Raw genomic sequence first — 25,595 nt, 5'->3', positions numbered from 1 at the left:
CGAACACGACCGTTAAGCCCTCCAGCGCCGATGGTACTTGGACCGCAGGGTCCTGGGAGAGTAGGACGCCGCCAAGCAACAAGTAAAAAGGACCATGATCTTCTTGAGATCATGGTCCTTTTTTGTGTTAAATATCAGTAGAATTTTTAATTAGTTTAAGTTAGTTATAAGTTCGACTGAATCTGTGGATATTAGCTAGTAAATAGATAGACATTTTTTAAAGAAAATTAGTACCAGGTATTAGTATCTGGTGTTATAATATGAATAAGGATTATAAAGGAGAGTGATCAGATTGTTGAATTCAAAAGCAAAGTTAACGGCCCTTGGTACTTATGTACCTGAACGGATTTTGACGAACGCCGACTTGGAGAAGCTTGTGGAGACTAGTGACGAGTGGATTGTACAACGAACGGGTATGCGGGAACGACGAATCGCGGCCGAAGATCAGTATGTATCTGATTTATGTATACAAGCTATTAAACGTATGGTTAACCTTTATAACGTAAATGTGGACGATGTTGACATGATCATTGTAGCGACGAGTACACCTGATTACTATTTTCCAAGTACGGCTTCCCGTATTCAGGCTTATTTTAATATTCCCAATACAGGGTCAATGGATGTTAGTGCTGCATGTGCAGGCTTTGCCTATGGACTTCATTTGGCAAATGGTCTGATTACGGGTGGTCTACATCGCAAGGTACTAGTGATTGGAGCCGAAACATTATCCAAAATTACAGATTATACGGACCGGACGACATGTGTTCTTTTTGGAGATGGAGCAGGGGTTGCACTTGTTGAATATGACGAGGATGAAGGGTCGTTTTTGACTTCAGATATAGGAACCTTTGGGCAAGGAGGAGCACATCTTTATCGCGCAGGATTATCTAACTATTTGGATGGAGAGAAGCTGCAAGATAATGGTTTTATCGCTCAAAATGGACGTGAGGTTTATAAATGGGCTGTACGCTCTGTCCCAGCAGGAATCGAGCGATTAATGGATAAGGCAAATATGGGGAAAGAGGATCTTGACTGGTTTGTACCTCATAGCGCTAATCTGAGAATGATTGAGTCCATATGTGAAAAGAGTGCAGTACCTTTAGAAAAGACGCTGACGAGTGTAGAGTTTTATGGCAACACTTCGGCGGCGTCCATTCCGTTGGCTTTACAGTGTGGATTGGATGATGGGCGTTTAAGATATGGACAACATGTGGTGTTATATGGATTCGGGGGTGGCCTGACGTATGCGGGTCTGTTATTAAAATGGAGTGTGCCTGATTTGTAAGCTGCTAACTAATGCATAAGCAATAGTAATAGTGTGTAAAGATCGTGTTAATAAAGAGACGTTGGTTGGCATTAGATTTATCGTAAGATGGCAGGATGGTATAATTAACATTATGAGAGAAAGGAGCGTAACATGAAGGTATTGGTATTGGCAGAAAAACCATCCGTGGCCAGAGAGATTGCACGTGTGATGGGCAGCCGTGAGAAGCATAAAAGTTATATAGAAGGACCTAAGTATGTAGTGACATGGGCACTGGGTCATTTGGTCGGATTAGCAGAGCCTGAGGATTACGATTCTAAGTATGCGAATTGGAACTTAGAGGACTTGCCCATTCTTCCGAAGAACTCCAAGTTAAAGGTATTGCGGGAGAGCAATCATCAGTTCAAAGCTGTACAGCAGCTGATGAAACGACAGGACATTGGAGAACTTATCGTGGCAACAGATGCTGCTCGTGAAGGAGAATTGTTGGCGCGTTGGATTATACAAATGGCAAACTGGAGAAAGCCTTTCCGGCGTTTATGGATTTCCTCGCAGACGGATAAGGCAATTAAGGCAGGTTTCGCGAAATTATTGCCTGGCCAGCAGTTTGATCGTTTATATGAATCGGCTCGCTGTAGGGCTGAAGCAGACTGGATGATTGGTCTCAATGTAACCCGCGCGTTAACGGTTCGTTATAACGCCCAGCTTTCGGCTGGAAGAGTACAGACACCGACACTGGGGATGATTATGGAACGTGAGAAAGAGATCACCCAGTTTCGTTCTCAAGAATATGATACGTTGACGGCGGATTTTGGTCATTTTCAGGCAACATGGCGTGCAGAAAATGGGGATTCACGTATGTTTGACCGTACTCAGGCAGAGACTTTGCGCCGCAGGCTTGAGGGGGCCAAAGGTACAGTTGTGAGTGTTAAAAAAAGTAAAAAAAGCGAGCCTCACCCGCTCGCGTATGACCTAACTGAGCTGCAAAGAGATGCTAACCAGCGCTACGGCTTCTCGGCCAAGCAGACGTCTAATGTTCTTCAGCGTCTATATGAGCAGCATAAGCTGGTGACCTATCCACGTACAGACAGTCGTTATCTTACCTCCGATATGGTGGATTCCCTTAAGGAAAGGCTCAGTAGCGTAGCCGTGGGTCCGTATGCTTCTTTAGCACGTCCGCTATTGCGTAACAAATTGCCAATCACAAAACGAGTTGTAGATGACAGTAAAGTCACAGATCACCATGCGATTATTCCTACTGAGCAGACGTTATTGCTTAATCAGTTAAGCCCAGAGGAGCGTAAGCTGTATGATCTGATTGCACGCCGTTTTATCAGTCTGTTCTACCCACCTGCACGTTATGATGCTGTAGCTGTATCGGTCATGGTGGGGCAGGAAACATTTCAGGTAAAAGGTACAACCATAAAAGATAGCGGTTGGCGTGCTGTGTATGACGAAAGTCATTATGAATGGGACGAGGAAGAGACAGATGACCGTGAAAGTAATGGACGGGGCGTTATTTTGCCTGAGCTGAAAAAAGGAGACTCCGTCCAATTGCAGCGTTGTATTGTACGAGCTGGACGAACAACGCCGCCGAAGCGGTATACAGAAGCAGCCCTGCTGGCTCAGATGGAAAAGCATGGCCTGGGTACTCCAGCCACCCGTGCAGATCTGATCGAGAAACTCGTCAGCTCGGATACGATAGAGCGCCAGGGGAACGTGATGCATCCAACTGGCAAAGGCAAGCAACTGATCGAACTGGCGGCTCCACAGCTGCGAACGCCCGAATTGACGGCACAATGGGAAGCGGAGTTAGAACGGATCGCCCGTGGTCAAGGACAACCTGAGCCATTTTTGAATTCTATCCGTGCTATGGCGAAAGAATTGGTTTCTACTGTGAAAAATAGCAGCGCTGAGTACAAGCCCCATAACGTAACGAATAGCCATTGTCCGGATTGTGGTACAAAGTTGTTGGAGAAAAAAGGTAAGAAAGGGAAGTTTCTTGTATGTCCAAGTGCGGATTGCGGTTACCGTCGTTCAGGCGAAAAACGCTTGTCCAATCGACGTTGTCCGCAGTGTCATAAGAAAATGGAAATGAAAGAGGGCAAGGCAGGTTTGTATGTAAGATGCTTATCCTGTGGCATTACGGAGACGCTAGATAAGGACAAGCAACGGGTAAACAAGCGGGAACAACAAAAGCTGGTAAAACAGTTTGAAAAGAAGGAATCTTTTGGCTCCAGCTTGGGTGATTTGCTAAAAGCAGCAATGGAGCAAAAGCAGGGCGAATAAAGATTGCCAGAGCGTGCTTCAAGCTACACAATTAGCAGGCGTATGTCGGTATAAAAAAGCTTACTCCTTGGCATGGTAATCCGAGGAGGTGAGTATTTATGCCCAAACATAAGCCGCTTAAAATCAATAATCAGCAAAATAAATCAAGTATACTGGAGGAAGAAATCGCTGCTCATCCAGAGAAGCAAGCTAAATATCCTCCAAGCTTGAATGGGATTCCCAAACAGCAGTCTTAATGCTACCTGTAAGGGAAAACGAATGGCTGTATAAGACCAAGACGTTTGGATACCAGATGTAATCGTTATGGGTGCCAGACATTGTCTTGCATAAAAGAAGCAGCAGTACGGTGGTCAACCGTAACTGCTGCTTCTTTTTTATAATAATGAAGTTATATTTATTTGGTTTGGAATAACTGCCCTTAGTATTCATTAAAGAAAGATTGGATTTGATTAACATCATGCGTCTGGGTCAAAGCGAGCATGAGTAAAATCCGTGCTTTTTGCGGATTGAGCGAATCGGTGGACACAAAGTTCGATGCTGCGTCTTTTGTCGATGGGGACACAACTCCACTTCCTACGCGGCTGGAGCGGGCAATAATAACTCCTTTTTTGCCTGCGGCCTCTGCGCCTTCTGAGGAGGTCTTGGATAAGGAACCATTACCGGAACCAGCGACCACTATGCCCTTGGCGCCAGCTGCTACGGCAGCATCATACAGGTAGCGACCGTTGTTTTGATACTCGTATAGAATATCTACTTGCGGCAGTTGGGTGAGATTAGAGACGTCGAATACAGAAGAAGTCGTATGCTTATGAGTGGATTTGTTGTAGTAGTATACTTGATCGCCCACTACAGCTCCAAGGTAGCCCTGCTCCACAGACTTGAACGTATCGACTGCAGTTGTGTTCGTTTTTGTGATGTATCTTGCTGCACCGATGCGATCGTTCAGCAATACGAGTACACCTTGGCCTTTGGAGGCCGAAGCTCCGGCAACTTTTACAGCATTATAAAGGTTGAATGGACCATCGGCACTGATGGCAGTAGCTGGGCGCATAGAGCCAACAACAACTACAGGCTTATCGCTCTTAACGACAAGGTTAAGGAAGTATGCCGTTTCTTCCAATGTATCTGTACCATGGGTAATGACAATACCGTCTACATCGTCTCTGGCAAGCAGTTCGTTGGTGCGTTTGGCAAGTTTTAAGAGGATTTCATTATTAACATCGGGGCTACCCACGTTAACCACTTGCTCACCACTGACATTTGCAATACTTTTCATCTCAGGAACGGCATTGATTAAGGTTTCAACACCTAATGCGCCTGCTTTGTAGCCAGTTGTATCCGTGTTGACGGAGGATGACCCTGCAATGGTCCCTCCTGTGGCTAGTATTTTAATATTGGGTAAATGATTAGTTTGTGGATTTTCAGATTTGTCTGAAGTTGTAGTGTTAGAAGTAGATACCGTTGTGCTGGTTGTAGCTGCTGCCGCAGCGTTAGCAGTAAATCCACCACTCCATAAGGTACTTCCGAGAATAAAGCCGGCCAACAGGGGAATCATTGTCATTTTTTTCATGTTAGTCATATAAAGCTCCTCTCCAATCTTAAACCTTGAAATATTAATGATAGATTAACTGACAAATATTTTGTCGAATTACGTTAATATCACGCATTATAGGGTGTAAAATCGTTTTTAGTCAATATATATGTTAGAAAATATAACTTTAAAACTCGTTTTTATATATGTAATCGCTTTAAATACAGCTAAATGGAAAATAATTATAAAAGAAAACAACAAGCAGAAAACTCATAAGGAGTCTGCTTGTTGTTTTTGATAAAAGGTGAACAACTGAGTGTACCTTTAATTTCATTTAATGAGAGTGACAAGGTGGAGTTGATGTTTTACGGTATTTACATGGTTCTACAGTTGAATACAGATTCCATGATCAGGGGTTTTTGCTATGCTGTTTTGTTGGCAAGCTAGCGCTGGGAGTTCCTTTTCCTTGTTTACGGTTACGTTCTGCCTTTTTTGCATTTTCTCGTAGCTTTTCAACGTATTCATGGGTGCTTTCCATCGTAGTTCCTCCTTTAAGACAAAATAAATGCACTCGGGAATTGCCCTCATACACCGTTACTATTTCCGCAAAAACGTTTTCCCAGTCAGAGAAGGCGTTGTTTCTATAAAAGGGGTGAGGTTATAATGAAGAAGAGAGCCCTATATAAGTCCTAATACCTGAAACTGGTACGGTGTGCAAAAGGAGGAGAGACATTGCAGACAGGCTTGTTGGTATGGCTACTGTTCATTAATGCAGTAGGCTATCTGGTAATGTCGGAAGATAAAAAGAGAGCACGTAAACACCGTGATCGTGTACCTGAACGGACGTTGTTTTTGCTGGCCCTGATCGGGGGCGCATTGGGTGTACTCATTGCGATGTACCGCAAACGCCATAAAACACGGCATATGACCTTCAGATTAGGTATTCCTGTGTTGCTATTCATTAACGCATTGCTCTATGGGTATTTTTTACGCTAAGGCTGGGAGTTTAGCTTCTCATAGGGAAGTTTAATGATGATTGAGAAGGCTATTCTCAGCCATTACATGATGTATGAAGTGAACAACCACAGGAATACATAATTTCAGGCTTTGATTTAACAAACTGAATTCGGAAGAGGTGCGTATTATGCTATTTTCAAAAGTATTGCTTGCTTATGACGGTTCGGATGCTTCCAACAAAGCTTTATTGAAGGCGGCTGAATTGGTGAAGGCATCACCCTCCTCGAAGCTTGAGGTAGTGACAGCATTCGATTTCCCGCGGATTTTTATGGGCGAAGGTTTGGCTCCAATTCCAGCTTCGGTGAATAAAGAGTATTATGATTTGGCTGAGCAAACTACGGATGAAGTTAAAAAGCGGCTTGCTGAGCAAGGTGTAGACGCCAAGGTAGAGCTGATTCAAGGTTCGCCGGCCGAAGTCATTTTGGATTATGCCAATGAGAATGGCTTCGATGTGATTGTGATTGGCAGTCGCGGATTGGGTGGTATTCGTGAATTTGTATTAGGTAGCGTAAGTCACAATGTGGTGCAGCATGCACGTATCCCCGTGCTGGTCGTAAAATAACGAAGTAAAAAGCAAAAGTCGGATCACTACCTGTACAGGAAGTGCCGGCTTTTTATTTTTGTTGGAAAGATGTATTGCTGGCCGTTACCAGTGTAGGTAGAGTGATAGCTAAATGTAATACAATAGTCCTGAGGTATGCATATAAAGGGCTTGGTTTTTGTTAAACACGAACATTAAATTGTATCATTATGACAATGTTCGTTTTCAAGTTGACACAGGGTGTAGGGAATTGTTAAACTATGAAGTGTATTGTCGATAAAAAATGAACTTTAGGTACAATTTAATTAGGTACACATGTTGGAGCCGAAATCCATCACGATTATGCTGGGAAAGTATATCGTTGGGTATGGAGTAAGCACAATCCTGACTCGTATAATGCCGGGGATATGGCCCGGAAGTTTCTACCTGGAAACCTTAAATTTCCGGACTACGGGAGACATACGGCTGAAGCCGCATTGGATGCGGTGGAACAGGCTTGCTTTTGGCATGCCTTTAAGAGGCTCTGTCGTTTGTTTTTTCGTAGTCCGGTGTCTTGAAAATAACGTTATTTTCGAGTGCCGGATTTTTGGCGCTTATTGATAAACAGGGAGTGAAGGACATGTCAGTGCAGGTCGCTGTCATTATGGGCAGCACATCAGACTGGGACACCATGCAACATGCATGTGCTGTGCTGGACGAGCTTGAAATCGGATATGAGAAAAAAGTAGTTTCAGCCCATCGTACACCGGATTTAATGTTTCGTTTTGCAGAAGAGGCCGCCGGGCGCGGACTAAAGGTCATTATTGCTGGAGCGGGTGGGGCTGCACATCTGCCGGGAATGGTAGCTGCGAAGACCTCCTTGCCAGTGATTGGTGTGCCTGTCCAGTCGAAGGCTCTGAATGGTCTGGACTCCCTGCTCTCCATTGTGCAGATGCCGGGTGGTATTCCAGTCGCCACTGTGGCAATCGGTAAGGCAGGCTCTACCAACGCAGGGTTGCTGGCTGCACAAATATTAGGTGCTTTTGACGAAAAGATAAGTCAGCGGGTTGTGGCAAGACGCGACCGTATCCGTGACGAGGTACTGGAAGGCAGTGACTCGCTATGAATGAAGCATGTGAATCCGCTGGCCGTATTCGCCCTCCTGGCACAGTGATTGGAATTTTGGGAGGCGGACAATTAGGCAGAATGCTTGTACTGGCAGGAACTAACCTAGGCTATCGCTTCGTGACACTGGACCCTGCACCGGATAGTCCGTGTGGACAGGTGTCAGAACAAATCCGTGCTGCCTATGATGATGAGCACGCGGCCAGAGAACTGGCTGAACGGTGTGACGTGATCACGTATGAGTTTGAAAATGTGGATGCGGGTGTAGCCGCACTTTTGGAACAGGAATCCAGTGTACCGCAGGGCAGCAGTCTTTTGTACACGACACAGCATCGTCTGCGGGAAAAACGTTCTATTGAAGCAGCTGGTGTTCCTGTTGCTCCATATCGTGAAATTAGCAGTCCTGCCGATATGGTTCAAGCGGTAGCCGAACTGGGTGTGCCGTGTGTGCTCAAAACAGCAGTCGGCGGTTATGATGGCAAGGGCCAAGTGGTCATTCGCCAATCGGAGGAAGCCACGAATGCCTACGAGCAACTGGCTGGAAGCGGTGCGGAACTGGTGTTGGAACAGTTCATCCGTTTTCGCTGCGAAATCTCGGTGATTGTAGCTCGCAGCACGAACGGTGAAGCCAAAGCCTTTCCACCTGCGGAAAACATCCACGTGAACAATATTTTGCACACGTCGATTGTACCCGCACGCGTACCTGAAGCTGTCCAGGAGGAAGCACGCAAATTGGCGCTGGCTGTGGCGGAGTCATTGGATGCGGTGGGACTGCTAGCTGTGGAGATGTTTGTCACCGAAGACGGACAATTATACGTTAATGAGTTGGCACCACGACCCCATAACTCCGGCCATTACACGATGGAGGGTTGCGCCACCTCGCAATTTGAGCAACATATACGTGCGATTTGTGGTTTGCCACTGGGCAACACGAAGCTGCTGACTCCGGTGGTGATGGTCAATGTACTAGGTGAGCATTTGGAGGACGTAATTCGAAGATTCGGACAATCAGATGCTGAAGCTGAAGGATTGAGTGTTGTACCAAAGCTGCATTTGTATGGAAAAAGTGAAGCCAAGCCAGGCCGAAAGATGGGACATATTAATCTGTTGTGCCAGGATACGGAACAAGCACTGGAATGGATTGATCAAACCAATATTTGGGGGAATAAATAGTCATGATCGAACGCTATAGCAGACCGGAAATGAGAGCGATTTGGACGGAAGAAAATAAATTTAAAGCTTGGCTGGAAGTAGAACTGTGTGCCTGTGAAGCATGGGCTGAGTTAGGGGTTATCCCAAAAGAAGATACCGTGGCTCTGCGTAAAAATGCAAGCTTTGATATTGAACGGATCTATGAAATTGAGCAGGAGACAAGACATGATGTCATTGCTTTTACCCGCACGGTATCCGAAAGTCTTGGCGACGAGCGCAAATGGGTACATTATGGCCTAACCTCTACAGACGTGGTTGATACGGCTCTGGGCTATCTGTTAAAGCAGGCGAATGAAATTCTGGAACGAGATATTCTGAATTTTATTGAAATTTTGAAGGAAAAAGCATTGGCTTACAAGCACACACCGATGATGGGACGTACACATGGAGTGCATGCTGAGCCGACCACATTTGGACTGAAAATGGCCTTGTGGTACGAGGAAATGAAGCGCAATCTGGAACGTTTCCGCTATGCTGCTGACCAAGTACAATACGGTAAAATGTCCGGTGCGGTCGGAACATACGCCAACATCGACCCGGCTGTGGAAGAATTCGTATGCCGCAAGCTCGGCACCAAGCCTGCCCCGATTTCTACACAAACGCTCCAGCGCGACCGTCATGCTGAATACATGGCCACGTTGGCGTTGATCGCCACATCGTTGGACAAGTTTGCTACAGAAGTCCGTGCATTGCAAAAGAGTGAATTCCGTGAGGTGGAAGAAGCTTTTGCCAAAGGTCAAAAAGGATCTTCCGCGATGCCACATAAACGCAATCCGATCGGAAGTGAAAACATCTCCGGTCTGGCACGTGTGATTCGTGGGCATATGGTATCGGCGTATGAGAACGTAACGTTGTGGCATGAACGCGACATTTCGCATTCTTCTGTAGAACGTATCATTCTGCCAGATGCAACGATGCTGTTGAACTATATGCTGAACCGTTTTGGCAATATCGTGAAAAATCTGACGGTCTTCCCTGAAAATATGAAGCGCAATATGGCGCGTACGTATGGTGTACCATTCTCCGGCCGCATTATGACGAAGCTGATCGACAAGGGCTTTAGTCGTGAAAAAGCTTACGATACCGTACAACCGCGTGCGATGCAGGCATGGGAAGAGCAACGCCAGTTCCGCGAAATTGTCGAGGCGACTCCGGAAATTACTGCCGTGCTCAGTCCGGATGAAATCGAGGATGCGTTCAACCCGGCTTGGCATTTGAAGAACGTGGATACGATCTTTAAAAAGTTGGGATTAGGGGAGTAGAGGACGGTTTGGTGCTTGGGAGAGGCTCAGGAGCGTGATGAGGCCGCTGCGCGAACGGATCATTCTTCCGATTGCTGTTGCCCCTGGTTTCCTGGAAAATCTGCAAAGGTTGGAATCCAGGGGCAAAGGCAAGCGCTAACGCTTCTCCAGAACGATTCCGTCCGCTCCGCTGCTTCCAGCACCAACCTTCGTGTGGGAGCAGAGCTAGGGGAGGTGCGGCACATAAGATGCCGCACCTTCCCAAGAGCGATAGAAAAGCGTGTTCCACTGCTTTTCTATCACAGACCACGTGCTCGTGGGGGTTGCCGAATTTGCGCAGCAAACAGCCGGCAGTCCTCACGAGCACGCACAGGCTCAAGAAGCGAAGCCTTGAGCCAGCCGTTCGCACCAACGTAAAAGCGTTGCTGGATGAGGGCTTGTGCGAACAAGCCTTCATCCAGCGAAACGCGCTCACTTCACCATAGCTACAAAATACTCGCCCTCACCTTGCCCATTAGCCAACCCTTGCGGGAGTCCCGAGGGCAGCAGCCCTGGGGGTCCTCCCTGAGGGGAGGATTTAGGAGGGGCAAAGGCTCGATTTAGGAGGGGCCATACTCTTTTGAAAGAGGTGTAATGAAATGTCATTGTCTACCGCCGAAGGTCTGATTCATGCGCCGCTTTTGTACAAAGGCAAAGTGCGTGAGTTGTATGATCTCGGAGAACATTTTCTGATTGTCGTGACAGATCGGATTTCAGCTTTTGATTATGTGTTGGAGCCGCCTGTACCGGAAAAGGGGAATGTTCTGAACAAGCTCAGTACTTTCTGGTTCGAGCAGACGAAAGACCTGCTGGAAAACCATGTCGTGCATACCGATGTAAACAAGCTCGGACATGTCATCGACGAACAGAATAAAGAGCTGCTAAAGGATCGGATCATGGTCACGCTGAAGGCTGAACGCATCGACATCGAGTGTGTGGTGCGCGGATATATTACCGGAGGCGGCTGGCGTCAATATGAACAGACCGGTGAGGTAAACGGTATTCCATTGCCTAAGGGGCTACGTAAGAATGAACGCTTTCCCAAGCCTCTATTTACACCGGCTGCCAAAAACGATGTCGGTCACGACGAGGACATTTCCCTTCATCAAATGAAGGAACTGGTCGGGGCCCAGCTAACAGGTGAACTTGAGGAAAAAAGCTTGGCATTGTATGAATTTGCGCGTGCTTTCTGCGAAAAGCGAGGAATCATTTTAGCGGATTGCAAGTTCGAGTTTGGACTTGTTGATGGCAAGGTGATTTTGATTGATGAAATTTTCACTCCGGATTCATCTCGTTTCTGGGCACAGGAGAAGTATGAGCTGGATGTTGAGATTGATAGCATGGACAAGGAGCCGGTGCGAAGCTATTTGGCAGCCTCCGGTTGGGACAAGAACAGCAAGCCCGATCCATTGCCTGCTGAGGTCGTAGAAGAAACAACTGCAAGATATACGGATATTTGGCGGCGTCTGACGGCACAGTAAATAGTAATCATAATTCAACCAATAGGATTCACTCATTCGGAGGAGGAACTGAAGGAACATGATGAAAGTAACAGTCTATGTCACGATAAAGCAAAGCGTTTTGGACCCGCAGGGGGTCGCGGTGCAAGGCGCACTGCATTCTATGGGTTTCGGAGAAGTGGACAGCGTCAGAATTGGTAAGTATATGGAACTGAATCTGGATACAACAGACCGCGAGAGTGCAGAGAAACGCGTCATCGAGATGTGTGAAAAGCTGTTGGCCAACACGGTCATTGAAGACTACCGCTACGAACTGGAGGGCTGATTCCATGAATTTTGCAGTTCTGGTTTTTCCGGGCTCCAACTGTGATATTGACTGCTATAAGGCGATAGAGGACACGGTCGGTGAACCTGTCGATTATGTTTGGCATACGGCAACGGATCTGTCACCTTACGATTGTATTCTTGTTCCGGGAGGCTTCTCCTACGGGGATTATCTGCGGTGTGGTGCGATTTCCAGGTTTGCTCCGGTGATGAAGGAAGTAGCCAAAGCAGCTGCCGAGGGCAAATATATTTTGGGGATTTGCAACGGTTTTCAAATTTTGACCGAAGCCGGGCTGTTGCCAGGAGCTTTGCGCCGTAATCTGTCGATGAAATTCCTTTGCCGTGATACGGTGTTGCAGGTTGCGAATAACCAAACGCCTTTTACAAGAGATTATGCTGCTGGTGAAGAGATCATTATTCCGATCGCACATGGTGAAGGCAACTATTACTGTGATGATGAGACGCTGGCTCGTTTGCAGGCGAACAATCAGATCGTATTTACGTATAAAGATAATCCCAATGGTTCCATGACGGATATTGCAGGGATTTGTAATGAACAAGGTAACGTGCTGGGCATGATGCCCCACCCGGAACGCGCAGTGGACGCATTGCTTGGAACGGATGACGGCAAACGTATGTTTACATCTATTTTGAATGCTTGGAGGGATCGTCATGGCGCAGCAAGTGTCCGCTAAGGAACCGACGGCAGAGCAGATTGCCGAACATAAACTGTATCAGCAGATGGGTGTGTCGGACAGTGAATATGCGCTGATCTGCGAATTCATGGGGCGTCAGCCGAATTATACGGAGATTGGCGTGTTCAGTGTTATGTGGTCAGAGCATTGTGCTTACAAAAACTCCAAGCCGTTGCTGAGACGTTTCCCGACGAGCGGTCCGCGAGTTCTGATGGGACCCGGTGAAGGAGCAGGGATTGTTGATATTGGAGACAACCAAGCAGTTGTATTTAAAATCGAAAGTCATAACCATCCATCCGCTGTAGAGCCTTTCCAAGGGGCAGCAACTGGGGTAGGCGGCATCATCCGTGATATTTTTTCCATGGGCGCAAGACCTGTTGCCGTTTTGAACTCGCTGCGTTTTGGCAAGCTGGAGAGCGACCGTGTGAAATATTTGTTCGAGCATGTGGTATCGGGTATTGCGGGCTACGGGAACTGTATCGGTATTCCGACCGTGGGTGGAGAGGTTGTATTTGACGAAAGCTACGAAGGCAATCCGCTCGTTAATGCAATGTGTGTTGGACTGATTGACCATGATAAAATCCAACGTGGTGTGGCAAAAGGGGTTGGTAACCCGGTGTTCTACGTAGGCCCACCAACAGGACGTGACGGGATTCATGGAGCAACTTTCGCATCCGTTGAGCTGACAGAGGAATCCGAAGCGAATCGGACTGCGGTTCAAGTAGGCGATCCATTTATGGAGAAGCTGGTTATGGAATCATGTCTGGAACTGATCGACAGCGGTATTGTACTGGGTATTCAGGATATGGGCGCAGCGGGACTTACCTGCTCCAGTGCCGAAATGGCAAGTAAGGCGGGCAACGGTCTTGAGCTGTATCTGGATCAGGTACCGCAGCGTGAAGAGGGCATGACACCTTATGAAATGATGCTGTCCGAATCACAGGAGCGTATGCTGTTCGTGGTTGAGCCAAAGGATGAAGCACAGGCGCTTGAAATTTTCGAGCGTTGGGGCGTCATTTGTGCCAAGGTCGGTAAAGTGACGGATGACGGTCGTTTGCGTTTGTTCCATCACGGTGAAGTGGTGGGTGATATGCCAGTGACGGCGCTGGTTGACGAGTGTCCGATCTATGACAAACCTTCCGAAGTCCCTGCTTATTATGAGCAAAATGCTGCGATTGACACACTTCGGTATGCAGAAGTAACGGACTTGAACGGCGCGCTGAAAAAGGTGCTATCTTCACCAAGTGTAGCTAGCAAGAAATGGGTATACGAGCAATATGATTACATGGTTCGCACCAGTACGGCCGTTCGTCCGGGCTCGGATGCAGCTGTAGTGACCGTACGTGGCACCCGCAAGGGACTTGCGATGACTACAGATTGTAACGGACGTTATGTATACCTGGATCCAGAGGTAGGCGGACGAATTGCAGTCAGCGAAGCAGCTCGTAATATTGTATGCTCCGGCGGAGAGCCTTTGGCGATTACGGACAACCTAAACTTCGGTAACCCTGAAAAGCCGGATATTTTCTGGCAAATGGAAAAGGCCGTTGACGGTATGGCAGAAGCATGCCGTGTGCTGGATACTCCTGTCATCGGAGGAAATGTCAGCTTGTACAACGAGAATGCCAAAGGTGCAATTTATCCAACGCCTGTAGTCGGCATGGTAGGTCTCGTACATGATACAGATCATATTACGACACAAGGCTTCAAGGCCGAAGGCGACGTCATTTTCCTAGTGGGAGAGACGAAGGCTGAGCTAGGAGGCAGTGAGTTCCAGGCTATCGTGCACGGTGTATCCGAAGGACGTCCGCCTGAGCTCGATTTGAATGTAGAGAAAAAACTGCTGACTGCGGTACTAGGAGCGATTCAGGCCGGATTGGTACAATCCGCACATGATCTGGCAGAGGGCGGTTTGGCTGTAACACTTGCCGAATCTGGAATTAGCGGCGGATTGGGAGCACAGGTTAACGTAGAAACGTCTTTGCGCCCTGACCATGCTTTATTCAGCGAAAGTCAATCCCGCATTTTGTTATCTGCATCACCGGATAAAGCGTCTGCGCTAGAAGCACATCTGCGTGGACTGGAAGTACCAGTTACCGTATTGGGAAAAGTTGAAGGATCACAATTGACAGTTGAGGTGAACGGACAACCCGCTTTGAACGAGGCAGTCGCCAGTTTGAAGCAAATCTGGGAGGATGTCATTCCATGTCTGATGAAATAACAGCACGGACGTTGTGGACTGGAGATTATTATAATGAAGGCTCGGGTAAAGAGGGGCTGTTTGATAAATTAAAAGAGGAATGCGGCGTATTCGGGGTGTACAGACACTCCGATGCCGCTTCCCTAGCCTATTACGGCTTGCACGCGCTTCAGCATCGTGGTGAAGAAAGTGCAGGGATCTGTGTGAGCAGTGGCGACGAATTCCATTATCATCGTGGAATGGGACTTGTCAAAGAAGTATTTAATAAAGACTTGCTGGCTTCGTTGACAGGCGACATTGCCATAGGACATGTGCGCTACTCGACAAGTGGAGACAGTAAGCTGACGAATGCACAGCCTTTGGTGTTCAAGTATCGTGATGGTGATTTGGCGGTAGCGACGAACGGAAATATCGTAAATGCTTTGCAAATTCGGCATGAACTGGAGCAGGGTGGGTCTATTTTTCAAACAACCAGCGATACCGAAGTAGTAGCACATTTGATCGCTCGGTCGTCCAAGGATTTAGTGGAGGCTGCCAAGGATGCATTAAAGCGTATTGTCGGTGGGTTTGCTTTCCTTATTATGACCAATGACAAGCTGCTTGTGGCTTCTGATCCCAACGGCTTGCGTCCATTGACGATGGGCAGATTGGGCGATGCTTATTTGTTTGCATCCGAGTCTTGTGCCTTGGAAACCATTGGTGCAGAACTGTTGCGCGATATCGAGCCAGGTGAACTGCTAGTTCTGGATAAAAACGGACTGCACGAAGACCGTTATACGGAAGATAAGCAGCGTAAAGCGCTGTGTGCGATGGAGTATATTTATTTTGCTCGTCCTGACAGTGACTTGAATGGTTCTAATCTTCATGCAGCACGTAAACGAATGGGCAGCCAGATGGCGCTAGAGGCTTTTGTCGATGCAGATTTGGTTACCGGTGTACCGGATTCCAGCATATCGGCTGCAATTGGTTATGCAGAACAAACAGGTATTCCCTATGAGCTGGGCATGATTAAAAATAAATACACTGGGCGTACCTTTATTCAACCGAGTCAGGAGCTGCGCGAGCAGGGTGTGAAAATGAAGCTGAGCGCCGTACGCCGTGTTGTTGAAGGTAAACGGGTCATTATGATCGACGACTCTATCGTTCGGGGCACCACATCTCGTCGAATCGTAAATATGCTGCGGGATGCGGGCGCTTTGGAAGTACATGTACGAATTACCTCACCGCCTTTCAAAAACCCGTGCTTCTACGGTATCGACACACCGGACCGTCGGGAACTGATCGCTTCGTCCAAAACCGTGGAGGAAATTCGGCAAGAGATTAACGCCGATTCGCTCTATTTTATGAGCGCAGAGGGATTGATTGCCGCGGTAGGCGGACATAACGAACAGGATTACAAGGGCGGTTTGTGCCTGGCTTGTTTCGATAATGATTATCCGACACAGGTAGATTTCAAAGGCGAAGAAAAGTTCGGGTGTAGTTGCTAGTATAGGGAACTAAAGAGGAACAGAGGTGCATGGGGATGGTGGTTCTGAGGGGGCCACTCCGCGTGTGGAAGGTTCTTACGATCGCTGTTGCCGCCAGATTCCAGGATTGGATTAACCCCTTACAGGGTTGGAATCCAGCGGCAAAGGCGAGCGCTTCGCTTCTCCAGAATCCTTCCACCCGCTGCGTTCCTCAGGTGTGCAGCATTTTGCAGCAGTGCCTGTACCTCTTCTGTTCCCACAGGGAAGAGGATAGGTAAGGCCGTTAAAAACTCATGGCATAACTATTTCATGCCATGAGTTTTTAACAGGCGGGCGCAGCTGCCTGACTCAAGGGTCAAAGAAGTAAGCCGCCCGTTAGCGCTGCTCACTTCTTTGACCGGCACGTCCCCGACTTTGCAAAGCAAACAGCCCGGGACGTGCCCCTGCCGCCGTCACTACCAAAGGCGGCCACGCATCAAAGCGTGTCCTTGTGAATTGCGGGAAGACCCGCAACTCACAAAGGAAAACACGCGACTCACAGCACGAACCACCACCAAGCAGCACCCAATCCTACGCATCTGACCGACTCTTGAGGGATCCAGGGGGAGCAGCCCCATGGAATCCTCCCTGCTAGGGAGGACTTAGGAGGGTCAATCATTTGAAGGAGTGTTCATGAATGTCCGAAGCATACAAAAACGCAGGGGTAGATATCGCTGCCGGTAATGAAGCAGTAGAACGGATGAAAAAGCACGTTAAACGTACCTTCCGTCCGGAAGTGCTCACGGACTTGGGCGGATTCGGTGCGTTGTTCGGCCTGAATAAAGATAAGTATGAAGAGCCTGTACTCGTTTCCGGTACCGATGGTGTCGGCACGAAGCTGAAGCTTGCCTTTGCAATGGATCGTCATGACACCATTGGCATTGATGCAGTTGCGATGTGCGTAAACGATATTGTCGTCGGAGGTGCAGAACCTCTCTTTTTTCTAGATTACCTTGCTTGTGACAAGGTTGTGCCCGAGAAGATTGAAGCTATAGTCGCTGGAATCGCGGAGGGCTGCCACCAGTCGGGGTGTGCGTTGGTCGGCGGCGAAACCGCAGAAATGCCGGGGATGTACAGTGAGGGCGAATATGATATTGCTGGATTCACCGTAGGGATTGTAGATAAAAGCAAAATCATTAACGGCAGTTCCATTGTTCCTGGAGATACCGTAATCGGACTGGCTTCCAGTGGTGTCCATAGTAACGGCTTCTCACTGGTTCGCAAGCTGTTATTGGAACAGCAAGGCTATGATTTGCATGATGAAATCGAAGGCTTGAACGGCAAACTGGGCGATGTACTGCTGGAGCCAACGAAAATTTATGTGAAATCTGTGTTGGCATTGCTGGACAAGGTAAAAGTAAAAGGTATGGCGCATATCACTGGTGGCGGTTTTATTGAAAATATCCCTAGAGTATTACCGGATCACGTCAATGTAGATATACAGTATGGCACATGGCCAATTCTGCCGATCTTCCAGCTCATGCAGGAAAAGGGCGAAATTTCTAACAAAGACATGTTCACGACCTTCAATATGGGGATTGGAATGGTGATCGTTGTTGAGGCAGAGCACGCACAGACTGCATTGGAAGTTCTGAAGGAACAGGGTGAAGCTGCGTATGTGATCGGAAAAGTAACGGAAGGCAGCTCGATCGTGACCTTTACGGGAGCCGAGGTATAATGGGCAATTACCGGATTGCTGTTTTTGCATCAGGCGAAGGGACGAACTTTCAGGCTTTGGTGGATGCGGCCGCACGGGGTGAACTGGGCGGCGCCTCGGTAGAACTACTTATCTGTGACAAGCCTGCGGCTCCGGCTGTAGCTAGAGCACAGAAAGCTGGAATTGCTTGTCATACTTTTCGCCCTAAGGAATATCCTGCCCGAGAAGACTATGAGCGTGAATTGGTGGCTTTGCTGGAGCAGAAATCGATTGACCTCATCGTGTTAGCAGGCTATATGCGTTTGCTTTCCAGTGTCATGGTTGATGCCTACGCTGGGAAAATCATCAATATTCATCCGTCACTGCTTCCGGCATTTCCAGGGAAAGATGCTGTTGGACAGGCATTGGCCTATGGGGTCAAGGTAAGCGGGGTCACCGTCCATTTTGTGGACGGCGGGATGGACACTGGTGCGATTATTGCCCAACGTGTCGTAGAAGTTCACGATCATGATACAGCGGAATCCTTATCCGCAGCCATTCAATCCGTGGAACGTCAGCTATATCCAGAGGTAGTTGGTAGACTGGCTCAAGGCAAAATCCAATTGAATGGCCGCAAGGTGAGCTCACTTCTCTAAAGATAACTGTAATTTGTCATATCATTGTCCTAACAAGGATACTGTACAGGCATTTTCCGATATTTCTCGGGAAATAAATTGATTGAAGAGAAATTTGCAAAATTCTGAAAGAGCTAAAGGAGGAGACAGGGTGAGTATTAAAAGAGCGCTCGTCAGCGTATCAGATAAACGGGGAATCGTGGAGTTTTGTCGCGAGTTGTCCAAATTAGGTGTGGAGATCGTTTCGACAGGGGGAACGAGCAGCTTGCTGTCGAAGGAGGGCATTCCTGTCATCGGTATTTCAGAGGTAACGGGATTTCCAGAAATTATGGATGGACGTGTTAAAACACTCCACCCTGCGGTACACAGCGGTTTGCTGGCTGTTCGGGATAATGAAGAGCATCAGCGCCAGATGAAGGAGCTTGGATTGGATTATATCGATCTGGTCGTTGTGAACCTGTATCCTTTTGCGGAAACGATCGCCAAACCCGGTGTAACCTATGAAGACGCGATTGAAAATATTGACATCGGCGGACCAACAATGCTTCGTTCTGCGGCAAAAAACCATGCTTTTGTCAGTGTAGTGGTCGATGCGGATGACTATAGCACTGTACTGGAGGAAATACGTAAGGATGGCGACACGGAGCTAAATACTCGTAAGCGTTTGGCTGCAAAAGTGTTCCGTCATACGGCGTCATACGACGCTTTGATTTCCGATTACTTGTCGAATGTGACAGGTGATCCTCTGCCTGAGCGTTACACTGTAACCTATGAAAAAATTCAGGATTTGCGTTATGGCGAAAATCCCCATCAACAGGCGGCATTTTATCGTGAGCCTTTGGCGGCCAAGGGTACACTAACAACAGCGAAGCAACTTCACGGTAAAGAGTTGTCTTACAATAATATCAATGATGCGAATGCAGCCCTGCAAATCGTCAAAGAATTCAGCGAGCCGACAGTAGTTGCAGTTAAGCATATGAATCCTTGCGGTGTGGGAATTGGCGGCAGTATTTATGAAGCGTACAGCAAAGCTTACGCAGCAGATCCAACATCGATTTTTGGCGGCATTGTCGCGGCTAACCGGATTATTGACGGCGATACAGCAAATAAGCTGAGTGAAATCTTTTTGGAAATTGTACTGGCACCGGGCTTCACGAAAGAAGCATTGGAGATTTTAACGAAAAAGAAAAATATCCGTTTGCTTGATCTGGGTGAGCTTTCCCCATCTGAGGCGAAGAGCCGTTTCGTCGTGACTTCCATTGAAGGCGGCATGGTTGTTCAGCAAAATGACGTTCATGCTGTGGACCCGGATGCACTTACGGTTGTAACAGAGCGTACGCCATCCGAGGAGGAACTGAAACAACTTTTGTTTAGCTGGAAAGTGGTCAAACATGTGAAATCCAACGCTATCGTACTGGCGGCAGATAATATGACTATTGGCGTAGGCGCAGGACAAATGAACCGTGTCGGAGCAGCCAAGATTGCGATCGAGCAGGCCGGTGACAAAGCAAAAGGTGCCGTATTGGCATCGGATGCATTTTTCCCGATGGGCGATACGCTGGAGTTGGCAGCTAAAGCAGGCATTACAGCAGTCATTCAGCCGGGCGGTTCCATTAAAGATGAGGAATCTATCAAGGTTGCTAACGAATATGGCATTGCTATGGTCTTTACAGGCGTACGTCATTTCAAGCACTAAGTTGTGTGAGTTGTGGATGCAGCACACCTGAACGATCATAATGGGGCGGGAGGAATCACCTGAATGGATATTTTGGTTATCGGAGGGGGCGGCCGCGAACATGCAATTGTGTGGGCGCTGAAGAAAAGCCCCAAGGCCGGACAAATCTATTGTGCGCCAGGTAATGCTGGCATCGGACAATTAGCGGAGTGTGTGCCGATTCCGGTGAGTGAGTTTGACGCGCTGACAGAACTGGCGGAATCCAAAAAAGTCGGACTTGTCGTAGTAGGTCCCGATGATCCGCTGGCAGACGGCATTGTGGATGCATTTGAAGCGAAGGGCATTCCAGTATTCGGACCGCGTAAAAATGCAGCGGAAATTGAAGGCAGTAAAATCTTCATGAAGGATTTGCTGCACAAATATCAAATTCCGACAGCAACTTACCGCAAGTTTTATACCTATGAGGAAGCACATGCCTATTTGAAGGAACAGTCTATTCCGGTGGTCATTAAGGCGGACGGATTGGCAGCAGGCAAAGGCGTGACAGTTGCTTACTCGATGGAGGAAGCGGAAAAGGCGCTGTCCGATATTATGGTAGCGAAGGTTTTTGGTGAAGCGGGTGCACAGGTCGTGATCGAGGAGTTCCTCGCTGGACAGGAAATGTCGATTCTCTCCTTTGTGGATGGGGAAACGGTTCGCCCGATGGCAGCGGCCCAAGATCACAAGCCGGTTTTTGATGGTGACAAGGGACCGAACACAGGTGGCATGGGCACGTACTCCCCGTTGCCCCACATAGCCGATTCTATTATTGAGGAAGCCATTGAGACGATTATTAAGCCGACGGCCAAGGCGATGGTTGCTGAAGGGCGTCCGTTCCGGGGTGTCTTATTCGCCGGGCTGATGATTTCGCCGGACGGCAAGCCGAAGACGATTGAATTTAATGCACGTTTTGGTGATCCAGAAACACAAGTCGTGTTGCCTCGACTAAAATCCGACTTACTTGATATTTTTCTCGCTGCCGTGAACGGCACGCTGGATCAGGTGGAGATCGAGTGGAAGGATGAGGCCGCGGTGTGTGTGGTGCTGGCATCCGGAGGTTATCCCGCAGCTTACGCCAAAGGGATACCTATCCAAGGATTGGATCAGGCAGATGAAGCCATCGTATTCCATGCCGGCACAGATATCAACGAACAGGGTGAGTGGGTAACGAACGGCGGACGCGTATTAGGCGTGGTTGGTTTGGGACGTGACATTGCCGAGGCACGGGACAAAGCTTACGAGCAGGCGGCTCGTATTACCTTTGAAGGCAAGCAAAACCGTACAGACATTGCGGCAAAAGCATTGCTATAACAGCAATATATAGGATAAGAGGACCTCTGCGGAGGTTCTCTTTTTTCGTTTGACAAAAGTATACTTATCCTATAGGATTAAAAATACAAAACTGACTGACTGATCAATCGGGAGGAGGAAACCCATGCAGCCACGCAAGGCGAAGCAATCCAAAACCCTTTCGAATGACTCACCTGTTAATCACGGGGGAGAAGAAAAAGACCGCAGGACTCAGCTTCTTCACATTGCGTTAAAGCGGTTTGCTGAGCAGGGTTACCACCAAACGAAGATTTCAGATATTGTGGTGGAGGCAGGAGTAGCTCAAGGCACATTTTATTGGCATTTTAAAAGTAAAGAGGCTCTGGCGCTGGAGATTATCGCTACAGGCCGTGAACAGCTTTTGTCAGCGATCGGGCAGGGGTATCGCCGTGATGCAGGAACGCTGGCTGATATGGTCAAGGCATCGGAAGCGCTGTTTGTTCGGTTATTTCATTTTGCATTGGAGAACCGTTATCTGATGGGTTTGCTGCTGATCGGCAGTGGTGTCGATGAACCCGTACGGCAGAGTATCCGTGAGACCAGGACTGCAATGGAGCTTGCATTCAGGCGCAATATGGAGAGAGCGATCGAGCTGAACATGTTGCCTGCCGAATTAGATGTCGAATTAAGGGCAGCACTACTCATGAGCATGATCGAAGGGATCATTATACGCTGGTTATTCGGTTCAGAGGGAACACATGACCACATCAAGCAGGTATCCGCTACAAGATTGGCAGAAGAGGCTGCTAATTTTGAATTTTACGGACTATTAGGTCAAAGCTAGACGGTCAACATCGCATGAATGAGTAGTATGCAACAAATAATATAGCCAAATTACACATACAAACTTAAACATTTACATCTAGACAGGAGAGAACGATACATGAAAACACGTAAAAAAGGATTCTTGGTGACCACACTCATGGCTCTGGCATTGTTCAGCCTTGTGCTGAGCGCTTGCGGTACCAAACAGGAAGCTTCCAATACCGGAACTGGAACGGGCAGCAATAATGAAGCAGCCGCCAATCAGCTCGAAGCCATCAAGAAGGCCGGTGTAATGAAGGTAGGCATGATGGGCACTTACCCACCGTACAATTTCTTGAACGACAACAAGGAGTTGGACGGGTTTGATGTGGATATTGCCAAAGAGTTGGCGAAACGGATTGGAGTAAAAGCGGAATTCACGGCCCAAGAATTTTCGGGATTGATTCCAAGTCTGCAAAAGAAAAAATTCGATGCAGTGGTTAGCCAGGTTGCGATTACAGAGGATCGCAAGAAGGCCATTGACTTCACAGATCCCTATATCACCAATAATGTGAATATTATCGTGAATAGCAAAACAAATGACATTACGAAGTTGGAAGACTTTAAAGGCAAAACCATTGGTGTCGGCTTGGGGACAAATGATGAATCTTATCTGCGCAACGAAGTGCTGCCAAAGGTAGGCGATTTTGAGATCAAAACATATGATGATGTCATTACTTCATTGAAGGATCTAAACTCTGGTCGTATTGATGCAACCATTAACAATCTATATGCTCTCAAACCCATTATCGACAAAAACGGGTTCCAAATTAAAGCCGTAGGCGAGCCGATTAAATCAGACCTAGCAGCTGTAGCCATTAACCAGAAAACTCCTGAGCTCAAGGAAGCCTTGAACAAGGCTCTGAAGGAAATGAAGGAAGACGGCACTTACAAAACAATTTTCAAAAAATGGTTTGGCGAGGAGCCAAAAGAATAACGTAAGCCTGTTACAGGCGTCTGGCTCCAGTCTTGGCTTTTATGCTGACATGGGGCCACTCGTCTGAAAGAAGGGAATATAATTGATGCTAGAATTAATGTGGGAGAACGTCCCTTTTTTATTGAAGGGCGCTTATTATACGCTGTATATAACGATTGTTTCTATGCTGTTTGGTTTAATTATTGGTTTGATTGTTGCTGTAGCGCGCTTGAAGGGGAATCGACCTGTTCGGTGGCTGGCTCGTATGTATGTATCGATCATCCGGGGAACGCCGGTTTTGGTGCAGATTGCGGTCATTTATTATGGTCTGGATGATTACGGAATATCTTTCGGATCGTTAACGGCTGCTTGTCTCGCGCTTAGTATTAATACAGGGGCGTACTTATCGGAGACGTTCCGTGGAGCTATTTTAGCCGTACCACAGGGACAGACCGAGGCTGCTTATGCGACGGGAATGTCGCCTGGTCAAACGATGTGGCGTATCATTCTTCCACAGGCGTTGCGCATTGCAATTGCACCGATGGGGAATACGTTCGTGGGTATGCTTAAAGAAACGTCGCTTGTGTCGGTTATCGGGGTTAGTGAATTGATGCGACAGGCACAGCTTTTACAGGCGCAGTATTTGCGCTACATGCCGTTTCTGCTCGAAATTGCCCTGATGTACTGGATTATGAGCATTGGATTCTCCGCTATACTGGAGCGGGTGGAAAAGCGTCTGGCTCGAGCTTATTAAGGTGGAGATGATAGATGATGATAACAACAAACGGATTAGGTAAACGATTCGGACAGGTAGAGGTTCTGAAAAGCATTGATTTTCAGGTTGCCGCTCGTGAAATCGTCGTATTGCTCGGTCCCAGCGGTTCAGGTAAAAGTACCCTGCTGCGTTGCCTGAACGGACTGGAAGAGTTGTCTTCTGGCAAGTTTGAGGTGAACGGGATTGAGGTTGATGCTATGGCTCCTGTTCGTGCCCGCCAAGCAGCCATTCGTGATATTCGCAAGCAGACGGGGATGGTGTTCCAGCAATTCAATCTGTATCCGCACAAAACAGCTATCGGCAATGTGATTGAAGGACTGCTGACAGTTAAGAAAATGCCGCGCGACAAGGCTATGTCTATCGGACAACAGCTGCTGAAGCGGGTGGGGTTACTGGATAAGCAGGATGTACATCCATCTCGTCTGTCCGGTGGACAGCAGCAACGGGTAGCTATTGCACGTGCACTGGCGATGGACCCGGCGATTATGCTGTTCGATGAGCCGACATCGGCGCTTGATCCCGAACTCGTGGGTGAGGTGCTGGGGGTTATGCGGGAGTTGGCTCAAGATGGAATGACGATGGTCGTCGTGACGCATGAGATGAAATTTGCCCGCGAGGTGGCAGACAAGGTTGTATTTATGGCGGACGGTATCATTGTGGAAGAAGCTGCACCACAGGCATTTTTTGATGCTCCCCAGCATGAGAGGACACAAAAGTTTTTGCGTCAAATTAGCGAGTTTTAAGTTAGAGGATGAATCATAGATTATTAAGATGGAAAGAAGGCAATTGATTATGAAAGTATCTACAACTTGGCACGGCAAACGCGCATTTACATCGGAAGGACCATCCGGTTATTCCGTAGGGATGGATGCTACGGCGGCTTATGGCGGCGATGGTAAAGGGATGACACCGATGGAACTGCTGCTTGCAGGTCTGGCGGGATGTATCGGTATTGATATTACGATGATTTTGGATCGTTTTTTGTCAGACATTCAGCGAATTGATATTGATGCAGAAGGTACGCGCAAGGAGCAAATGCCAACAGGATTTACAGCGATTGATCTGACATTCCACGTAGATGGAGATATTCCAGATTACCGCGTATGGAAAGCGATTCAGATGGGTAAGGAAAAATATTGTGCAGTATCTGATTCCCTAAAAGCGGAAATTCGGATGCACCTCATTTTAAATGGAACAGAAGTACCCTATCCAGCGTAAGTGTTGAGGGGTGAGGAGAGTCAGCCTGTGTTATATACAGGCTGACTCTCTTTTTTTATGTTGTCTGACAATATGACGAATAATGAAATCTTGTGTGTGGAATGCATATCGAAGTTACTGTACGATGAATCGTTTAGAAAAGAAAC

At 47.7% G+C, this 25,595-nt stretch carries 25 protein-coding genes, 1 rRNA gene and 1 riboswitch; of the genes, 24 read left to right on the top strand and 2 right to left on the bottom strand.

Features of this window, described 5'->3' with window-relative positions; genetic code table 11:
* The 4 genes from rrf to G9G57_RS15125 all read left to right on the top strand — a co-directional run.
* A 5S ribosomal RNA gene (gene rrf, locus G9G57_RS26415) occupies positions 1–77 on the top strand; the annotation flags it as partial.
* Positions 78–292: 215 nt separating this feature from the next.
* Positions 293–1,285: a ketoacyl-ACP synthase III gene (locus tag G9G57_RS15135; RefSeq protein WP_019686165.1), complete on the top strand. Its 993-nt coding sequence runs from the start codon at positions 293–295 to the stop codon at positions 1,283–1,285.
* Positions 1,286–1,417: 132 nt separating this feature from the next.
* Positions 1,418–3,553 carry a DNA topoisomerase III gene (locus G9G57_RS15130; RefSeq protein ID WP_019686166.1) on the top strand — a complete coding sequence of 712 codons (2,136 nt, stop codon included), beginning with the start codon at positions 1,418–1,420 and terminating at the stop codon, positions 3,551–3,553.
* Positions 3,554–3,651: 98 nt separating this feature from the next.
* A complete protein-coding gene (locus tag G9G57_RS15125) occupies positions 3,652–3,789 on the top strand; it encodes a hypothetical protein (protein ID WP_016819760.1) in 138 nt (45 codons plus the stop codon).
* Positions 3,790–3,971: 182 nt separating this feature from the next.
* On the opposite strand, the gene G9G57_RS15120 is transcribed toward G9G57_RS15125, so the two are convergent.
* Together G9G57_RS15120 and G9G57_RS15115 are read right to left on the bottom strand one after the other, a co-directional pair.
* Positions 3,972–5,132, bottom strand: a complete 1,161-nt coding sequence (locus G9G57_RS15120; protein WP_019686167.1) for a type II asparaginase — start codon at positions 5,130–5,132, stop codon at positions 3,972–3,974.
* Positions 5,133–5,493: 361 nt separating this feature from the next.
* A complete protein-coding gene (locus G9G57_RS15115) occupies positions 5,494–5,622 on the bottom strand; it encodes a DUF4023 family protein (protein ID WP_013369463.1) in 129 nt (42 codons plus the stop codon).
* Between the two features lie 194 nt (positions 5,623–5,816).
* On the opposite strand from G9G57_RS15115, the gene G9G57_RS15110 reads away from it, so the two are divergent.
* The 20 genes from G9G57_RS15110 to G9G57_RS15015 all read left to right on the top strand — a co-directional run bounded on the left by G9G57_RS15110 (position 5,817) and on the right by G9G57_RS15015 (position 25,449).
* Positions 5,817–6,080: a DUF1294 domain-containing protein gene (locus G9G57_RS15110; RefSeq protein ID WP_016819762.1), complete on the top strand. Its 264-nt coding sequence runs from the start codon at positions 5,817–5,819 to the stop codon at positions 6,078–6,080.
* Between the two features lie 148 nt (positions 6,081–6,228).
* Positions 6,229–6,663 carry a universal stress protein gene (locus G9G57_RS15105; protein ID WP_013369465.1) on the top strand — a complete coding sequence of 145 codons (435 nt, stop codon included), beginning with the start codon at positions 6,229–6,231 and terminating at the stop codon, positions 6,661–6,663.
* A 348-nt stretch (positions 6,664–7,011) separates the two neighbouring features.
* Positions 7,012–7,113: riboswitch (purine riboswitch) on the top strand.
* 148 nt (positions 7,114–7,261) lie between these two features.
* Positions 7,262–7,747, top strand: coding sequence for a 5-(carboxyamino)imidazole ribonucleotide mutase (purE, locus tag G9G57_RS15100; RefSeq protein ID WP_013369467.1), 486 nt, complete (start codon positions 7,262–7,264; stop codon positions 7,745–7,747).
* A complete protein-coding gene (purK, locus tag G9G57_RS15095) occupies positions 7,744–8,919 on the top strand; it encodes a 5-(carboxyamino)imidazole ribonucleotide synthase (protein WP_017426166.1) in 1,176 nt (391 codons plus the stop codon). Before purE ends, purK begins: the two co-directional genes overlap by 4 nt.
* 2 nt (positions 8,920–8,921) lie before the next feature.
* Positions 8,922–10,220, top strand: a complete 1,299-nt coding sequence (gene purB, locus G9G57_RS15090) for an adenylosuccinate lyase (protein WP_016819766.1) — start codon at positions 8,922–8,924, stop codon at positions 10,218–10,220.
* Positions 10,221–10,235: 15 nt separating this feature from the next.
* Positions 10,236–10,616, top strand: a complete 381-nt coding sequence (locus tag G9G57_RS15085) for a hypothetical protein (RefSeq protein WP_157776656.1) — start codon at positions 10,236–10,238, stop codon at positions 10,614–10,616.
* Positions 10,617–10,837: 221 nt separating this feature from the next.
* The gene (locus G9G57_RS15080; protein ID WP_016819767.1) at positions 10,838–11,719 is read left to right on the top strand and encodes a phosphoribosylaminoimidazolesuccinocarboxamide synthase; all 882 of its coding nucleotides are present in this window, start codon (positions 10,838–10,840) and stop codon (positions 11,717–11,719) included.
* 58 nt (positions 11,720–11,777) lie between these two features.
* The gene (gene purS / locus G9G57_RS15075; RefSeq protein WP_164965152.1) at positions 11,778–12,023 is read left to right on the top strand and encodes a phosphoribosylformylglycinamidine synthase subunit PurS; all 246 of its coding nucleotides are present in this window, start codon (positions 11,778–11,780) and stop codon (positions 12,021–12,023) included.
* A 4-nt stretch (positions 12,024–12,027) separates the two neighbouring features.
* On the top strand, positions 12,028–12,717 hold the full coding sequence (purQ, locus tag G9G57_RS15070; protein WP_017426170.1) for a phosphoribosylformylglycinamidine synthase subunit PurQ: 690 nt from the start codon (positions 12,028–12,030) through the stop codon (positions 12,715–12,717).
* Positions 12,695–14,938 carry a phosphoribosylformylglycinamidine synthase subunit PurL gene (purL, locus tag G9G57_RS15065; RefSeq protein ID WP_164965151.1) on the top strand — a complete coding sequence of 748 codons (2,244 nt, stop codon included), beginning with the start codon at positions 12,695–12,697 and terminating at the stop codon, positions 14,936–14,938. Before purQ ends, purL begins: the two co-directional genes overlap by 23 nt.
* Entirely contained in the window at positions 14,923–16,404 is a 1,482-nt protein-coding gene (gene purF, locus G9G57_RS15060; RefSeq protein WP_016819770.1) for an amidophosphoribosyltransferase, read from the top strand. The genes purL and purF overlap by 16 nt, the downstream gene beginning before the upstream one ends.
* A gap of 655 nt (positions 16,405–17,059) precedes the next feature.
* Entirely contained in the window at positions 17,060–18,100 is a 1,041-nt protein-coding gene (gene purM, locus G9G57_RS15055) for a phosphoribosylformylglycinamidine cyclo-ligase (protein WP_017426173.1), read from the top strand.
* Positions 18,100–18,714 (top strand): phosphoribosylglycinamide formyltransferase, encoded by a 615-nt coding sequence (gene purN / locus G9G57_RS15050; protein WP_017426174.1) that lies wholly within the window; start codon positions 18,100–18,102, stop codon positions 18,712–18,714. Before purM ends, purN begins: the two co-directional genes overlap by 1 nt.
* Positions 18,715–18,844: 130 nt before the next feature.
* The gene (purH, locus tag G9G57_RS15045; protein ID WP_016819773.1) at positions 18,845–20,389 is read left to right on the top strand and encodes a bifunctional phosphoribosylaminoimidazolecarboxamide formyltransferase/IMP cyclohydrolase; all 1,545 of its coding nucleotides are present in this window, start codon (positions 18,845–18,847) and stop codon (positions 20,387–20,389) included.
* Positions 20,390–20,452: 63 nt separating this feature from the next.
* Positions 20,453–21,718 carry a phosphoribosylamine--glycine ligase gene (gene purD, locus G9G57_RS15040; protein ID WP_113050618.1) on the top strand — a complete coding sequence of 422 codons (1,266 nt, stop codon included), beginning with the start codon at positions 20,453–20,455 and terminating at the stop codon, positions 21,716–21,718.
* Between the two features lie 124 nt (positions 21,719–21,842).
* Positions 21,843–22,520, top strand: coding sequence for a TetR/AcrR family transcriptional regulator (locus G9G57_RS15035; protein ID WP_017426176.1), 678 nt, complete (start codon positions 21,843–21,845; stop codon positions 22,518–22,520).
* A gap of 99 nt (positions 22,521–22,619) precedes the next feature.
* Positions 22,620–23,477 (top strand): transporter substrate-binding domain-containing protein, encoded by an 858-nt coding sequence (locus G9G57_RS15030; RefSeq protein WP_017426177.1) that lies wholly within the window; start codon positions 22,620–22,622, stop codon positions 23,475–23,477.
* 85 nt (positions 23,478–23,562) lie between these two features.
* Positions 23,563–24,210 (top strand): amino acid ABC transporter permease, encoded by a 648-nt coding sequence (locus G9G57_RS15025; RefSeq protein ID WP_016819779.1) that lies wholly within the window; start codon positions 23,563–23,565, stop codon positions 24,208–24,210.
* 14 nt (positions 24,211–24,224) lie between these two features.
* Entirely contained in the window at positions 24,225–24,974 is a 750-nt protein-coding gene (locus G9G57_RS15020) for an amino acid ABC transporter ATP-binding protein (RefSeq protein WP_017426178.1), read from the top strand.
* A gap of 49 nt (positions 24,975–25,023) precedes the next feature.
* The gene (locus tag G9G57_RS15015) at positions 25,024–25,449 is read left to right on the top strand and encodes an OsmC family protein (protein ID WP_013369486.1); all 426 of its coding nucleotides are present in this window, start codon (positions 25,024–25,026) and stop codon (positions 25,447–25,449) included.
* Positions 25,450–25,595: the final 146 nt, after the last annotated feature.

This window comes from Paenibacillus sp. EKM211P, from assembly GCF_011066175.1.
Lineage (GTDB): Bacteria > Bacillota > Bacilli > Paenibacillales > Paenibacillaceae > Paenibacillus > Paenibacillus polymyxa.
This window is presented reverse-complemented; position numbering and strand designations above follow the sequence as displayed.

Bases quoted from the DNA above. Each gene is read 5' to 3' on its own strand.
- G9G57_RS15030 (WP_017426177.1), top strand. From the start codon at position 22,620: ATGAAAACACGTAAAAAAGGATTCTTGGTGACCACACTCATGGCTCTG.
- purF (WP_016819770.1), top strand. From the start codon at position 14,923: ATGTCTGATGAAATAACAGCACGGACGTTGTGGACTGGAGATTATTAT.
- G9G57_RS15115 (WP_013369463.1), bottom strand. From the start codon at position 5,622: ATGGAAAGCACCCATGAATACGTTGAAAAGCTACGAGAAAATGCAAAA.
- G9G57_RS15130 (WP_019686166.1), top strand. From the start codon at position 1,418: ATGAAGGTATTGGTATTGGCAGAAAAACCATCCGTGGCCAGAGAGATT.
- purL (WP_164965151.1), top strand. From the start codon at position 12,695: ATGGCGCAGCAAGTGTCCGCTAAGGAACCGACGGCAGAGCAGATTGCC.
- purD (WP_113050618.1), top strand. From the start codon at position 20,453: ATGGATATTTTGGTTATCGGAGGGGGCGGCCGCGAACATGCAATTGTG.
- G9G57_RS15125 (WP_016819760.1), top strand. From the start codon at position 3,652: ATGCCCAAACATAAGCCGCTTAAAATCAATAATCAGCAAAATAAATCA.
- purB (WP_016819766.1), top strand. From the start codon at position 8,922: ATGATCGAACGCTATAGCAGACCGGAAATGAGAGCGATTTGGACGGAA.
- purK (WP_017426166.1), top strand. From the start codon at position 7,744: ATGAATGAAGCATGTGAATCCGCTGGCCGTATTCGCCCTCCTGGCACA.
- G9G57_RS15020 (WP_017426178.1), top strand. From the start codon at position 24,225: ATGATGATAACAACAAACGGATTAGGTAAACGATTCGGACAGGTAGAG.
- purN (WP_017426174.1), top strand. From the start codon at position 18,100: ATGGGCAATTACCGGATTGCTGTTTTTGCATCAGGCGAAGGGACGAAC.
- G9G57_RS15080 (WP_016819767.1), top strand. From the start codon at position 10,838: ATGTCATTGTCTACCGCCGAAGGTCTGATTCATGCGCCGCTTTTGTAC.
- G9G57_RS15120 (WP_019686167.1), bottom strand. From the start codon at position 5,132: ATGACTAACATGAAAAAAATGACAATGATTCCCCTGTTGGCCGGCTTT.
- G9G57_RS15015 (WP_013369486.1), top strand. From the start codon at position 25,024: ATGAAAGTATCTACAACTTGGCACGGCAAACGCGCATTTACATCGGAA.
- G9G57_RS15035 (WP_017426176.1), top strand. From the start codon at position 21,843: ATGCAGCCACGCAAGGCGAAGCAATCCAAAACCCTTTCGAATGACTCA.
- G9G57_RS15025 (WP_016819779.1), top strand. From the start codon at position 23,563: ATGCTAGAATTAATGTGGGAGAACGTCCCTTTTTTATTGAAGGGCGCT.
- G9G57_RS15105 (WP_013369465.1), top strand. From the start codon at position 6,229: ATGCTATTTTCAAAAGTATTGCTTGCTTATGACGGTTCGGATGCTTCC.
- purM (WP_017426173.1), top strand. From the start codon at position 17,060: ATGTCCGAAGCATACAAAAACGCAGGGGTAGATATCGCTGCCGGTAAT.
- purE (WP_013369467.1), top strand. From the start codon at position 7,262: ATGTCAGTGCAGGTCGCTGTCATTATGGGCAGCACATCAGACTGGGAC.
- purQ (WP_017426170.1), top strand. From the start codon at position 12,028: ATGAATTTTGCAGTTCTGGTTTTTCCGGGCTCCAACTGTGATATTGAC.
- purS (WP_164965152.1), top strand. From the start codon at position 11,778: ATGATGAAAGTAACAGTCTATGTCACGATAAAGCAAAGCGTTTTGGAC.